Raw genomic sequence first — 14,106 nt, 5'->3', positions numbered from 1 at the left:
GTTAGAAACGTTAATAGTAAACGTATGACTCCATGAAGATAGGTTTGAAATAGTAATTTTAATTTCATAGGGATTAAATTAAATTTTTAAATAAATGACATTTGTGTAAAGTATTGTGTTTTGTAATCAAAATCTAAAATATAGTTTGACTATTGATACATAAAATACACAAAAGGTCTAGAGTATATATGCTATGAAAATAAAATAATTTTATTATTATATTCTATTTATTATACCTACCGACCTTATTTATCTACTAAATACTAATTATAATCGACCAATAAGAATTAATAAGATAAGAGCTTAATTAATGCATTTTCAAACTTATCCTTAGCTAAGTATTGTGATTCTAGCTGATTAGCAAATGGAATCGGAGTTTCCATACTTGCTACACGCTTTACTGGTGCATCTAAATATTCAAAACAGTCCTCCATTAACATGGCAGAAAGATCACTTGCAATACCACCAAAAAGAGAATCTTCTTGAAGGATAATAGCACGTCCAGTCTTTTTAACTGAACTTATAATGGCGTCCTTATCTAAAGGTTGTAATGTTCTTAAATCAATTAAATCGGCAGAAATATCAGGGTTCTTTTCTAACGTATCTAAAGCCCAATGCACTCCTGCTCCATAAGTGATAATAGTAACCGCTTCTCCTTGTTTTAAAAAGGCAGCTTTACCAAACGGAATGGTAAAATAATCTGTTGGAACCTCTTGTCTTATACTTCTGTATAACGCTTTGTGCTCAAAGAATAATACAGGATTAGGATCATTAATTGCTGTAGCCAATAATCCTTTGGCATCATATGGAAATGCAGGATATATAACTTTTAAACCAGGTGTTTTAGTAAACCAAGCTTCGTTAGTTTGCGAATGAAATGGACCTGCAGCCACACCTCCACCACAAGGCATTCTAATAACAACGTCTGCTTCTTGGTTCCATCTGTAATGAGATTTTGCTAAGTAATTAACAACAGGATTAAAGCCCGAAGTTACAAAGTCTGCAAATTGCATTTCAACAATAGATTTTATGCCTGAGATAGATAATCCCATAGCGGTTTCAACAATTGCCGATTCACATATAGGTGTATTTCTAACTCTATCTTTACCAAACGCTTCAAGAAAACCATCTGTGATTTTAAATACACCACCATATTCTGCAATATCTTGACCCATTATAACAAGGTCTTTGTGTTTTTGCATGGATTGTTTTAAACCTTCAGAAATCGCATCAATAAAACGTAATTCTTTTGCGTTTGAATTTGGCTTATATTCCTTATAATCAAATGGTTTATAAACATCATTTAACTCTATACTTTTATCAGGAATAATATCTGGTTCTGCATAAGCAGACTCTAAAGCTTTATCAATTTCTTGTTTAATTTCAGCAATATAAATATCATCTGTATCTAGACTTAAAATTTTCTTACTTAATAAATAAGTTCTAAAATTATCTATGGGATCTTTAGCTTCCCATTCGTCCATAAGTTCTTTAGGAACATATTTTGTTCCACTAGCTTCCTCATGGCCACGTCGTCTAAATGTTTTAAATTCAACTAATATTGGTCGTGGTCGTTTTCTTATGCTTTCTGCTAATTTTTGAATCTTAGTGTAGGTCTCAATAATGTTATTACCATCTAGAATAAAAGATTCCATGCCATACCCTTTACCTCTATCTGCTAGATTTCGGCACTGATACTGCTCATTGGTTGGTGTAGAAAGTCCGTAACCGTTGTTTTCAATACAGAAAATTACAGGGAGTTTCCAAACTGAAGCGACATTTAAAGCTTCATGAAAATCACCTTCACTTGTACCTCCATCACCTGTAAAAACTGCGGTTACATTCCCATTATTTTTTAAAATATTTGCTAAAGCAATGCCATCTGCAACACCTAATTGTGGTCCAAGGTGAGAAATCATACCAACGATTTTAAATTCTTGTGTTCCAAAGTGAAAAGAACGATCTCTTCCTTTAGTAAAACCACTCATTTTACCTTGCCATTGACAAAATAAACGATGCAAAGGAATATCTCTAGTAGTAAATACACCAAGATTTCTGTGCATTGGTAAAATGTATTCGTTAGAGTTTAATGCCATTGTAACACCAACTGAAATCGCTTCTTGACCTATGCCAGAAAACCATTTAGAAATTTTACCTTGACGTAATAGAATAAGCATCTTCCCTTCTATTAGTCGTGGTTTTAACATGTTATAATAAAGCTTCAATAAGGTTTTGTCGCTTAGGTTTCTCTTATCGTAATCTATGTTCTTTTTTGTAATTGTTGGCATAAAATGTAGTTTCTGTAACGAATCAAATGTAAATAAAATTGATGCAATAAAACGAATAACACTATAAATAGTAAATAATTTCGAACTAAAATCTTAGTACTATTCTTGTTTCATTTGTATATTGACAAAAATTTAAAATACTAATCCAATGGATAGAATACCTAGTGTAGATTTAAAGGATTTCATTTCTGGTGATCCGAAACGAAAACAACAATTTGTAGATGATATAGGAAGTGCATACGAAGATATTGGCTTTGTAGCTTTAAAAGGGCATTTTTTAGGTGACAGTTTAGTAGATAGTTTATATGGTCAAGTCAAGAATTTTTTCGATTTACCTGTAGATGTTAAAAAAAGTTATGAAATTCCTGGTATAGGTGGCCAACGTGGTTATGTGTCTTTTGGAAAAGAAAGTGCCAAAGGAAAAAAAGAAGGAGATTTAAAAGAGTTCTGGCATTTTGGTCAGTATGTAGAAGATGATGAGAAACGCAGAAAAGAATATCCGGAAAATGTTTCTGTAAACGAATTAGCTGAATTTAATAAGGTAGGAAAGGAAACCTATCAAATGCTCGAAAAAACAGCTAAATATGTATTAAGAGCATTAGCTCTTTATTTAAATTTAGAAGAAACGTATTTTGATAATTATATTCATAACGGAAACTCTATTTTGAGACCAATCCATTATCCACCAATTACTCAAGAACCTAAAAATGCGGTTAGAGCAGCAGCTCACGGAGATATTAATCTTATAACCTTATTAATGGGCGCCCAAGGAAGAGGCTTACAAGTACAACGTAACGATGGTGAGTGGATAGATGCTATTGCAGAACCAGACGAGTTAATGATTAATGTTGGAGATATGTTATCTAGACACTCTAACAATAAACTAAAATCTACAATTCACCGTGTAATAAATCCGCCAAGAGAACTTTGGGGAACTTCACGCTATTCTATGCCATTTTTTATGCATCCTATCAGTGAAATGAAACTAGATGTTTTAGATAGTTGTATTGACGAGGATAACCCAAAACAGTTTGAAGATATTACAGCTGGAGAATTTCTAAACGAACGTTTAATTGAATTAGGACTTATTAAGAAGTAGTAGACAATTATCTGTCTTTAGTATGTTGTTATTCACTGCATACTAAAGACAGATTTCTTAATACCAATAACTAAAACATGGATTTACAAGATCAATTAAAAAATCTGTTCCCTGAACATACACCAGAACCTGCAAGCAAAACTGAAGATTCTAAACAAAGTTTATGGTTGCAAGACGACCCTATACTTTGCAAATACGAAAAACGAAAAGGAAAACCAATTACCATTCTAGAAGGCTACACAGGAGCCACAGAAGATTTTAAAAAATTAGCTAAAGAATTAAAAACCAAATTAAGTGTTGGTGGCAGTTTTAAGGATGATAAAATTATTATTCAAGGTGATTATCGTGATAAAATAATGACTATGTTAAAAGAAAAAGGATTTAATGTAAAACGTGTTGGAGGATAATTTTTATGACTAATAAATGCTTGCATATTACCAATGGAAATAGTCTTACGGATTATTTAAGAGAACTAGATTTTACAGAAGATATACTTACATGGCAAGAAATGCTTTGTGAAGGACCTACAATTCCTAAAATAGATTCTGAAGAGTTTTTTAAACTAAGAGCAGATTTTCTTAGTTCTACTTACGATATTGATGTCGATGAAAAAGAGCTTCAAAATGAATTATCGAAACTAGATAATATTGATAAATACACGGAAATAAATTTATGGTTTGAATATGATTTATTTTGTCATATTAACCTATTGGGTGTTATTAACCTCCTACACCAGAGGGAAATAAAAAAACCTATTTATCTAATTTGTAGCGGACGAATTAAAGGAGAAAAAAGCTTAAAAGGCTTAGCAGAATTAAGTGCTTCTCAACTTAAATCTCACTATAAGAACAAAGTACTTTTAAACAAAGATGATATTGATTTAGCAATTGCCTTATGGAGAACTTACTGTGGTAAAGACCATAATATCTTTAAACCTTATATTGTAACTAAATCTAATTTTAAGTACATGAGTAATTGCCTAAAAGCGCATTTAAAACGTTTCCCTGATCAAAAAAGTGGCTTAGGCACTATTGAAGAAAATGTCTTAAAGATTATAAATGAAAATACTATTAAATCTGAAAACCATTTGTTAGGATACTGCTTAAACTATCAAGGCTATTATGGTTATGGAGATTTACAGTTAAAGCGAAAATTAAAAGAATTATCTATTTTTTATACCGTTACAGAAGAGCGTATAACATTAAATAGAAAAGGGCACGAAGCCTTATTGAAACAACACAACTTTGCAACAGAAGTAAACAATAACTTAGACTATGGAGGTGTAAATCGTTTAGCATATCAGTTTAGCGAAGAAGAAAACAAACTTATTAAAACAGTAACGCATGGCAATTAAAGATTCAGAACTTATATTAAATCCAGATGGCAGTATATATCATCTTAATTTAAAACCAGAAAATATATCAGATACTATCATTTTTGTTGGAGACCAAGATCGTGTTGAAAAAATAACACAACATTTTGATAGTATAGACTTTAGTACTCAAAAGCGTGAATTTAAAACACAGACGGGCTATTATCAGGATAAGCGCTTAACCGTTATATCCACAGGAATTGGTCCAGATAATATTGATATCGTTATAAACGAACTTGACGCTTTAGTAAATATTGATTTAAAAACACGTCAACCAAAATCAGAATTATCTAGCCTAAATATAATTAGAATAGGTACTTCAGGCTCTTTGCAAAATGATATTCCCGTTGATTCTTTTTTAATTAGCTCACACGCTTTAGATATTAATGGCATGCTACATTTTTATCAAATTGATGGTATTAGCAATCCTGAAGTAGAAGATGCTTTTATAAAGCATACTGATTGGGATAAAAATAAAGCACGACCAATTATTATTGAGAATAGCAAGTATTTAGAAAAATATTTTGAAAGTGACATCATCCATAAAGGAATGACGGGAACTGCAGGTGGATTTTATGGTCCTCAAGGACGTGTGTTACGTTTACCATTAAAAGATGCAGGTCTTAATGCTAAGCTAGATAACTTTAGCTACAAGGATTTTAGAATTACAAATTTTGAAATGGAAACGTCTGTAATTTACGGTCTTTCTAAGTTATTAGGACACGAAGCTTTGTCTCTTAATGCCATTATAGCCAATAGAGCCAATGGAGATTTTAGTAAAGATCCAAAGCAAGCCGTAGACAAATTAATTAAATATGCATTAGAGCGTATTGTTAATATTTAAATTAAAATCTGACGCAGAGCATTACCTTAAATATATCTAAGGTTTAAGGATAGCAAGCACTATTTAGGAACGTGCTTAATTTAATATTGAAATGTATAATAAAAGATTTACCCACTTTTTGGGTCTTAGATACTGAAAGAAGTTCAGCATAAAATGAAAAAAGTAAACATAGGAGGAGTACCAGAACACTTTAATTTAGCGTGGTATTTAACGCTTAAAAATGGCGAATATAAAGCTGAAGACATCAACTTAAGATGGCATGATTATTATGGAGGAACAGGTGCCATGACCAAAGCTCTTCGTTCTGGAGAAATTGATATGGCCGTAATCTTAACCGAAGGTATTGTTAAAGATATTATTGAAGGTAATCCATCAAAAATTGTTCAAACTTTTGTAGAAACACCTTTAATTTGGGGAATTCATGTTGCTGCGAATTCATCATTTAAAACCATTGAAGACATCAAAGGAACTAGAGCTGCAATAAGTCGTTATGGCTCAGGTTCTCACCTTATGGCATATATCAATGCTAAAAACAATGATTGGGATTTAGAAAATGACTTAAACTTTGAAGTTATAAAAAATCTTGATGGTGCTGTTGAAGGTTTAACAGATGGTAAAGCCGACTATTTTATGTGGGAAAAATTCACAACCAAACCTTTAGTCGACGAAGGGATCTTTAGAAGAGTTGGTAATTGTCGCTCACCATGGCCTTGTTTTGTAATTGCTGTTCGTCAGGATTTTATAGACAATAATGAAGACGATTTAAAAACAATCTTAGATATTATTAATACCACCACTTCTGAGTTTAAATCTATTCCAAGTATCGATATTACTATTGCAAATCGTTATGCACAAGAGTTAGAAGATGTTAAAGAATGGTTGTCTTTAACAGAATGGTCACAAAGTGTTATGGACAACGACATGATTCAAAATGTTCAAGATCAGTTATTTAATCTAAATATAATTCCTGAAAAAGTAGCCTATTCAAAATTGGTTCATAAATTATAGTGTCGTTTTATAAACTAAAGTAAGAACAAAATATTTAAATTGTTAAATGCGTCACTTAATTCACTAAGGATTAAGGAGGTGTAATTAACACTTATTCTTATTTAGAATGAAACTGTTTGCGTTGATAATTTTTAAGTTTTAAAAAAAATTATTACATTTGGTTTAACCAACTTCCTAACAACCAACTATATTAATGATTTTTACCATCGCTTTAATTCTATCCTGCTTAGTTGCAATTAACTTTTTAATGTTAATCTTTAGTTGCAATAAGTCTGCAAAGAAAACAGAAGAGAAACAGATTAATGCTATAAAAAAAGCACCATCACCTACTCTAGTTTCCAATCAATTATCTCGTCGCCAACTTGCTGCAACAGGGAGTTAGTAGTACTAAAATGTTTATTTCCGAACCAATATCCTCTATTGGCACTTAATGGAGATGGATGACCACTTTCTAAAACAAAATGTTTCGTTGTATCAATTAGTTTCTTTTTCTTTTTGGCAAATCCGCCCCAAAGAAGAAATACAACATTAGATTTATGATCGCTAATCGTTTTTATTATTTCATCCGTAAACTGTTCCCAACCTTTCTTTTGATGACTACCAGCTTGGTGTGCTCTAACAGTTAACGTTGCATTTAATAGCAATACACCTTGATTTGCCCAAGGCATTAAATTTCCACTTTTAGGATGAGTAATTCCTAAATCCTGCTCAAGCTCTTTAAATATATTAACTAAAGAAGGAGGTTGTTTTACTGTATCATTCACTGAAAAAGACAAACCATTTGCCTGACCAATATCATGGTATGGATCTTGCCCAATAATTACAACCTTAACATCATTAAACGTACAGTGATTAAAAGCATTAAAAATATTTGATGCCTTTGGAAAACAAGTATGCGTCTCATATTCCTGTTTTACAAAAGTCATCAACGCTTTAAAATAAGGTTTTTCTAACTCAGCTTTGAGTGGGTTCTTCCAACTTTGGTGTAAATCAATATTCATTTTTAAACATATTATAATTCAAAAATAGCGAAACATCTTTAACCTCGTTTTAATATCCATTGCAATAATTTGAATTGTAAACTAAGGAATTTATTAAAACAATAAAATATATACACTCAACCCATAAATGCAATTCACACTATTAGGCATATAACAACATTTACACTAAATTTGTGAAGCTAAAAAAGAAAAATATTACATGATAAATATTCATGAAAAAACTTTAAATGACCTTGAGTTTTCTACGGTTTTAGATCAAATTCGCGAACATGCAATAACTGCTTTAGGAAAAGAAGCAGTATTAACTATTCTTCCGTTTGAAGATGAAGAGCAGCTAATGCGAGAACTTGTTTACGTAAATGAGTATTTATCCTCCTATGAGAATGACAACAGAATTCCTAATCATGGTTTTGATACTATTTCTAAGGAATTAAAATTGTTAAAGATTGAGAATACTTATCTCGAAGTATCTAGCTTACAAAAGTTAGTCAGTATTTCATTAACAGTAAATTCTATTCTAAAGTTTTTAGAAAAGTTTAAAGAGTATTATCCTCAATTGCAACAATTTAGTCAGCATATTGAAGTTAACACCTCAATTATAGAACAAGTAGATGCTGTTGTAGATCGCTTTGGAGATATTAAAGATAATGCGTCTCCACTACTTTCTAATTTACGCAAGACTATAAATATACTTAAAGGTAAAATTAATAGTAGTTTTTCTTCGGCATTAAACACCTATCATAATCTTGATTATCTTGATGATATTAGAGAATCTGTTGTAGAAAACAAACGTGTTCTTGCTGTAAAAGCCATGTATCGTAGAAAAGTAAAAGGCGCGATTATGGGAGGAAGCAAAACAGGAAGTATCGTTTATATTGAACCTGAAACCACTTTACAATATTCAAGAGAACTCAATAATTTAGAATACGAAGAAAAAGAAGAGGTTATAAAAATTCTTAAAGAACTCACAGATTATGTGCGTTTATTTTTACCACTTCTTAAGAAATACCAAGATTTTTTAACGCAAATAGATATTATTTCTGCCAAAGCAAAATATGCGCAAAGCATGAATGCTATTCTGCCAGAATTTTCAAAGGATCGCAGTATGAATTTACGCGATGCCTACCATCCTCTACTCTATTTAAACAATAAAGAAAAAGGAGAGCACACGTTTCCTCAAACTATAGGTTTAGAGAAAGACAGTCGTATCATAGTAATTTCAGGACCAAATGCTGGTGGAAAAAGTATTACACTAAAAACGGTTGGCTTGCTACAAGTCATGATACAAAGTGGTATGCTAATTCCTGTACACGAGCGTAGTTATGTATGTTTGTTTGATAGAATTTTAAGTGATATTGGAGATAATCAATCTATAGAAAACCACTTAAGTACTTATAGCTATCGTTTAAAACAGATGAATTATTTCCTTAAAAAGTGTAATAATAAAACCCTGTTTTTAATAGATGAATTTGGAACAGGAAGTGATCCAGAACTGGGAGGAGCTTTAGCCGAAACATTTTTAGAAGTATTTTATGAGCGTGAAGCATTTGGTATTATAACAACGCACTATTCTAACTTGAAGTTATTAGCAAACGAGTTACCTCACATTGTAAATGCTAATATGCTTTTTAACGAAAAAACGTTAGAACCAATGTACAAATTGGTTATTGGACAAGCCGGAAGCTCGTTTACTTTTGAAGTGGCACAAAAAAATGGCATTCCATATAGTTTAATCAACAAGTCTAAAAAGAAGATTGAACGTGGCAAAGTACGTTTTGATGCTACAATTGCAAAGCTTCAAAAAGAACGAAGTAAACTAGAACGTACAGAACGCTCGTTAAAGGAAAACGAAAAAAAGAAACTATCTGAAGCTGACAAACTAGAAGAAGTGAATGCTAAGGTCCAAAAGAAATTGGAAAGCTTCCAAGAACTTTATGATTCTAACCAACGCTTAATTTACTTAGGACAAAAAGTAAACGATATTTCTGAAAAATTCTTTGAAGACAAAAAGAAAAAAGAGTTAATGGCTGAGTTATTCAGGCTCGTACAAATTGAAAATTCTAAACGTAAAAAAGTTTCAGCAAAACAGAAACGTGCAGTAAAACATAAAGAAACTCAAATTAAACAAGAAGCTGAAAAAAAGGTCGAAGTCATTCGTAAAAAGAAAAAAGCAGCTAAAGAAAAGGCAAAACCTGTAGAAAAACCAAAACCAATCATAAGAGTTGGCGATCGTGTAAGAATGCATGATGGTAGAGCTGTTGGCATTCTAGATGCTATTGAAAAAGGTAAAGCTACAGTAGATTATGGTATGTTTACAACAAACGTAAATTTAGATTTATTAGAATTGGTTGAGGCTATGAAAAAATAAACCTTAATTTCCTTAAATTATATAATCCATTGAGTTTTCTCTTATCTTTACTTAGTAATGAATAAAGTTCCTAAAGACAAACAATTAATTCTATTTGATGGAGTTTGCAATCTCTGCAACTCTAGTGTCTTACATGTCATAAAACGCGATAAGAATGATAAATTTTTATTTGCTCCATTAGAAAGTGGTATTGGGAAAACGATAATTAAAAAATTTAATATAGACACAGAAGAAACAGATTCTATATTGTTATATAATCCTAAAAAAGATAGCCTAACTTATAAATCTACAGCAGCTTTACTCGTTGCAAAGCATTTAGGATTCCCAACTCATCTATTAGCTATTTTCTTAATTGTACCCAGCTTTATTAGAAATTTGGTTTATAATTATATCGCGAAGAATCGCTATAAATGGTACGGAAAAAAAGAATCTTGCATGATACCAACTCCAGAATTAAAAGCCAAGTTTATGGATTAGTAGACTTAAAAATAAGTGTAATAAAAAAGCCCTTACATAACCAATGATAAGGACTTTTTTCAATTAACAACTTACTTTCGTTAAATATGTTTAAAACAAAAAAACTTTAATTTCAATTCCTTTATTTGAGGGTAAATAATAAATTGACCTACAGCATATGCTTTTGTCATTTTAAATGTACGCTTACATTGCTTTTTAATAAAATATAACCGTTGTAAGAACTCATAAAAGTGATTAAATTATATAATGTGTAAATTCCATCTTTTAAAAGCACGTTAATAAGAAAACTAACTGACTATTGGGTTTAACTTACTAATCACTATACTTCACTCATTTCTGGTTATTAAAACAGAACGATTAACATAAGTTTGAATGAACAATAATTCTTCAAACATTATGACAGCACAAGCAAAATACTCTAGAATACTCATTCTCCTACTCGTTCTATTTGGAGTACAACTAACTCAAGCTTTTCAGCAACCTAGTAAAATTAAAACAGTAACGGTTTATCTTGATGGCGCTGAAATTAATAGAACCGCAACATTAAAATTAAATTCAGGGAAATCGGAAATTACATTCAATGGTTTATCACCTTATATAGATGAAAGCAGTATTCAAGTTTCAGGGCTAAAGGATGTATCTATTTTATCTATCAATTTTGGAATTAATTATTTATCTCAAAAAAAGCAAAGTGATTCTATTTCTACGTTACAAAATGAATTAAAATCTCTTGATGGTAAAATTCAATTTCAATACGACCTCATAGCTGGTTATAACGAAGAATTAAGTCTTATTCAAAGTAATAAACAATTAGGTAATGAAACTCAAGTGGTAAGTTTAGAAAAGCTTAAGAGTTTTGCAACTTATTATAGAACACGAATTACAGAGTTAAAAACAGCAATAAACCAATCTAATTCTGATATAAGAACACACCAAGAAATGCGAGCTAACATCACACAACAGTTAGCTGAATTAAACGTTGACAAAAAAGTACAAACCGGTGAGATTAAATTAAAACTGAATAGCGACATTGTTACTTCGTTACACTTAAAACTTAAATACAATATTAATAATGCAGGTTGGTTTCCTATTTACGATTTAAAAGCTGAGAAAATTAATAGTCCAATACGTTTAGAATACAAGGCGCATGTGTTTCAAAATTCTGGTTGCGATTGGACAGACGTTAATTTAGTGCTTTCTACAAACGATCCAAACACTAATAATGAGAAACCTATTGTAAATCCTAAATATTTAAACTTTATAAGTGCCAATAATAATTATCAATCTCAACGCGCTACAAGAAGTTATAATTATAAATACAATCCTTTAATTAAGACAGTTTCTGGAGTTGTATCTAGTTCTGATGACGGTTTAGCTTTACCAGGAGTAAATGTTATAGAAAAAGGAACTTCTAATGGTACTCAAACTGATTTTGATGGTCGTTATACATTAAAAACAACTAGAGGAAATACACTCACCTATTCTTATGTTGGCATGAACACGGAAGAATTACCAATACATTCTAGTACTATGAATGTCATACTAGATAGTGATGTTTCTTCTTTAGATGAAGTTGTTATCGTTGGTTATGGCACCAGTGAAAATAAATCTTTGTTTAAAAGATCACAACAAAAAATTGATGCAGATTTAATTAATGAAACAGAAAATTATACTGCAAATGGAAACATTATTGAAACAGGAATCACAAATACAAGTTTCAAAATTGATAAAACCTATAGTATCCCTTCAGATGGTGATATTTCAGTAATAGAAATAGATCAATTTAGTATTCCTGCAACCTACAATTATTTTACAGCACCAATTATAAATGAAAATGTGTTCTTAACCGCTAAAATCGGAAATTGGGAACAATATAATTTATTACCTGCAGAAGCTAATGTCTATTTTGAAGGAAGCTATTCAGGTAAAACCAATATTAATCCTAGTGCAACAACAGATAGCTTAACGGTTTCTCTTGGTGTAGATCCAAATATTGTTGTAAAACGAACACAACGCAACGATTTTAAGAAAAGTACATTTATTGGTAACAACAAGGTTATTCAAAAAGGATTTGAAATTGAAATTAAAAACAACAAACAAGTTGATATTCAACTTACTGTTTTAGACCGCATTCCTAAAAGTCAGAATAAAGCCATCAAAATAGATGACGTAGATACAAGAAATTCTATTTATGATAAAGAAAAAGGCATCGCAACATGGACTCTTAATTTAAAGTCTGGAGGCACAAAAAATGTTAAAAATTCCTACACCGTAAAATATCCAAAAGAAAAACGAGTTAACCTATAATACTATATAACCTCAAAGCTATATAGAGATAATTTAACCCTAACTTCTGTTAGTTAGGAACGAGTTGAATTCTACTAAAAAGCATGTCTAACTTCTAAGTAGTGTCATTAAAAATGGTAATCAAAACTATGCGCTTTGAGGTTTATTTATTCTTTAGCAAACGTTCTAAAAAACGGTACATGTTTTGTTCTGTAATATCAAATTCATCATCAGAAAGAAACAACACTTTAATATCTTCAAGTAAGATATCAATATCATCTTTTGCATAATTATGCTGTTCTAAGCTAGTCATAATTTTCTTAATACCTTGATAATCATTATCCCGATTAAATTCGGCATGAATGTCTTGAAATGTTTGCTTATCTACCTTAGAGATAATCATGTTTTTTTCCTCAACACTTTCTTTAAAATCAGAATTAGCTGCTAAAAGTAAAATGTAGGCTACGAGTTCATCTCGTGTCCAGTCGATTGTATTCATTGTATTTAATTTGTTAAACTTCCATATTCTGTCCATGAGCCATCATAGACAATTAATTCTTTATAATTACACAGCGTTGCCGCTAATGCTACTACACAAGCTGTAATACCAGAACCGCAACTAATAACAATTTTGGTGTTTTGGTCTACTAAAGTATCAAAGATTACTTGAAGTTGGTCTATAGGCTTCAATTTATAACCTTTTAATAATATGGTGTAAGGTAGGTTTTTTGAATTTGGAATAGTTCCGCGTCTCAATCCTACTTTAGGCTCATCAACTTTACATTGAAACCGATCTTCAGAACGCGCATCAATCACTAAGTAGCTAGAATCTTTATTAAACTGATTTACCCCTTTAAAATCAGTCATTAAATCAGAATGAAATTCAGCTTCAAAATTACCTTCAGCATAATTTTGATCACTATAGTTTTCAACTTTAAAACCTTGCTGTTGCCACTGAGGTAAACCTCCATCTAAAACAGCAACATTTTTAAAGCCAAAAACTTTAAACAACCACCACACTCTAGCGCTAGAATAAATACCCTTATCATCATAAACCACAATAACAGAATCGGTATTAATACCTAATAGTCTTGCTTCATTTTGAAATTGTTCTTTTGAAGGTAATGTACTTGGGAAAGGTGCAGAAACGTCACTAAATTTTTTCTTTATATCAAAAAAACGAGCATTTGGTATTCGGATTGAAGCCGTATCAATCACTTTATTAATTGTTGCGTCTAATACAACTAAATTTGTACCTGAACTCTGATTATTGAGCCAATCTACAGATACTAAGTTCGAATTTATATGAATTGTTTTCAATTGATTAGGTATTGAATCTATTGAATTGAACATTACATACTAA

Annotated in this window: 12 protein-coding genes; 8 read left to right on the top strand and 4 right to left on the bottom strand. The window is 31.1% G+C overall.

Features of this window, described 5'->3' with window-relative positions; all coding sequences use genetic code 11:
* Positions 1–287: 287 nt before the first annotated feature.
* On the bottom strand, positions 288–2,288 hold the full coding sequence (locus tag HM981_RS09875) for an alpha-ketoacid dehydrogenase subunit alpha/beta (RefSeq protein WP_179338617.1): 2,001 nt from the start codon (positions 2,286–2,288) through the stop codon (positions 288–290).
* Positions 2,289–2,436: 148 nt separating this feature from the next.
* On the opposite strand from HM981_RS09875, the gene HM981_RS09870 reads away from it, so the two are divergent.
* The 5 genes from HM981_RS09870 (at position 2,437) to HM981_RS09850 (ending at position 6,611) form a co-directional block, all read left to right on the top strand.
* Positions 2,437–3,387: an isopenicillin N synthase family dioxygenase gene (locus HM981_RS09870; protein ID WP_179338616.1), complete on the top strand. Its 951-nt coding sequence runs from the start codon at positions 2,437–2,439 to the stop codon at positions 3,385–3,387.
* Between the two features lie 77 nt (positions 3,388–3,464).
* Positions 3,465–3,794: a translation initiation factor gene (locus HM981_RS09865; protein WP_179338615.1), complete on the top strand. Its 330-nt coding sequence runs from the start codon at positions 3,465–3,467 to the stop codon at positions 3,792–3,794.
* A gap of 5 nt (positions 3,795–3,799) precedes the next feature.
* Positions 3,800–4,741 carry a DUF1835 domain-containing protein gene (locus HM981_RS09860; protein WP_179338614.1) on the top strand — a complete coding sequence of 314 codons (942 nt, stop codon included), beginning with the start codon at positions 3,800–3,802 and terminating at the stop codon, positions 4,739–4,741.
* A complete protein-coding gene (locus HM981_RS09855; protein WP_179338613.1) occupies positions 4,731–5,603 on the top strand; it encodes a nucleoside phosphorylase in 873 nt (290 codons plus the stop codon). Before HM981_RS09860 ends, HM981_RS09855 begins: the two co-directional genes overlap by 11 nt.
* Before the next feature lie 153 nt (positions 5,604–5,756).
* Positions 5,757–6,611, top strand: coding sequence for a substrate-binding domain-containing protein (locus HM981_RS09850; protein ID WP_179338612.1), 855 nt, complete (start codon positions 5,757–5,759; stop codon positions 6,609–6,611).
* A 326-nt stretch (positions 6,612–6,937) separates the two neighbouring features.
* Here HM981_RS09850 and HM981_RS09845 read toward each other — a convergent pair whose 3' ends face one another.
* Entirely contained in the window at positions 6,938–7,612 is a 675-nt protein-coding gene (locus HM981_RS09845) for a uracil-DNA glycosylase (protein WP_179338611.1), read from the bottom strand.
* 199 nt (positions 7,613–7,811) lie between these two features.
* On the opposite strand from HM981_RS09845, the gene HM981_RS09840 reads away from it, so the two are divergent.
* The 3 genes from HM981_RS09840 (at position 7,812) to HM981_RS09830 (ending at position 12,764) form a co-directional block, all read left to right on the top strand.
* Positions 7,812–9,980: an endonuclease MutS2 gene (locus HM981_RS09840; protein ID WP_179338610.1), complete on the top strand. Its 2,169-nt coding sequence runs from the start codon at positions 7,812–7,814 to the stop codon at positions 9,978–9,980.
* A 57-nt stretch (positions 9,981–10,037) separates the two neighbouring features.
* Entirely contained in the window at positions 10,038–10,457 is a 420-nt protein-coding gene (locus tag HM981_RS09835) for a thiol-disulfide oxidoreductase DCC family protein (protein WP_179338609.1), read from the top strand.
* 372 nt (positions 10,458–10,829) lie between these two features.
* On the top strand, positions 10,830–12,764 hold the full coding sequence (locus HM981_RS09830; protein WP_179338608.1) for a DUF4139 domain-containing protein: 1,935 nt from the start codon (positions 10,830–10,832) through the stop codon (positions 12,762–12,764).
* Positions 12,765–12,906: 142 nt separating this feature from the next.
* Here HM981_RS09830 and HM981_RS09825 read toward each other — a convergent pair whose 3' ends face one another.
* Both HM981_RS09825 and HM981_RS09820 read right to left on the bottom strand, forming a co-directional pair.
* Positions 12,907–13,242 carry a hypothetical protein gene (locus HM981_RS09825; RefSeq protein WP_179338607.1) on the bottom strand — a complete coding sequence of 112 codons (336 nt, stop codon included), beginning with the start codon at positions 13,240–13,242 and terminating at the stop codon, positions 12,907–12,909.
* A 5-nt stretch (positions 13,243–13,247) separates the two neighbouring features.
* Positions 13,248–14,096, bottom strand: a complete 849-nt coding sequence (locus tag HM981_RS09820) for a sulfurtransferase (RefSeq protein WP_179338606.1) — start codon at positions 14,094–14,096, stop codon at positions 13,248–13,250.
* Positions 14,097–14,106 lie beyond the last annotated feature (10 nt).

This window comes from Winogradskyella ludwigii, assembly GCF_013403985.1.
Taxonomy (GTDB): domain Bacteria; phylum Bacteroidota; class Bacteroidia; order Flavobacteriales; family Flavobacteriaceae; genus Winogradskyella; species Winogradskyella ludwigii.
This window is presented reverse-complemented; position numbering and strand designations above follow the sequence as displayed.

Bases quoted from the DNA above. Each gene is read 5' to 3' on its own strand.
- HM981_RS09875 (WP_179338617.1), bottom strand. From the start codon at position 2,288: ATGCCAACAATTACAAAAAAGAACATAGATTACGATAAGAGAAACCTA.
- HM981_RS09870 (WP_179338616.1), top strand. From the start codon at position 2,437: ATGGATAGAATACCTAGTGTAGATTTAAAGGATTTCATTTCTGGTGAT.
- HM981_RS09865 (WP_179338615.1), top strand. From the start codon at position 3,465: ATGGATTTACAAGATCAATTAAAAAATCTGTTCCCTGAACATACACCA.
- HM981_RS09860 (WP_179338614.1), top strand. From the start codon at position 3,800: ATGACTAATAAATGCTTGCATATTACCAATGGAAATAGTCTTACGGAT.
- HM981_RS09855 (WP_179338613.1), top strand. From the start codon at position 4,731: ATGGCAATTAAAGATTCAGAACTTATATTAAATCCAGATGGCAGTATA.
- HM981_RS09850 (WP_179338612.1), top strand. From the start codon at position 5,757: ATGAAAAAAGTAAACATAGGAGGAGTACCAGAACACTTTAATTTAGCG.
- HM981_RS09845 (WP_179338611.1), bottom strand. From the start codon at position 7,612: ATGAATATTGATTTACACCAAAGTTGGAAGAACCCACTCAAAGCTGAG.
- HM981_RS09840 (WP_179338610.1), top strand. From the start codon at position 7,812: ATGATAAATATTCATGAAAAAACTTTAAATGACCTTGAGTTTTCTACG.
- HM981_RS09835 (WP_179338609.1), top strand. From the start codon at position 10,038: ATGAATAAAGTTCCTAAAGACAAACAATTAATTCTATTTGATGGAGTT.
- HM981_RS09830 (WP_179338608.1), top strand. From the start codon at position 10,830: ATGAACAATAATTCTTCAAACATTATGACAGCACAAGCAAAATACTCT.
- HM981_RS09825 (WP_179338607.1), bottom strand. From the start codon at position 13,242: ATGAATACAATCGACTGGACACGAGATGAACTCGTAGCCTACATTTTA.
- HM981_RS09820 (WP_179338606.1), bottom strand. From the start codon at position 14,096: ATGTTCAATTCAATAGATTCAATACCTAATCAATTGAAAACAATTCAT.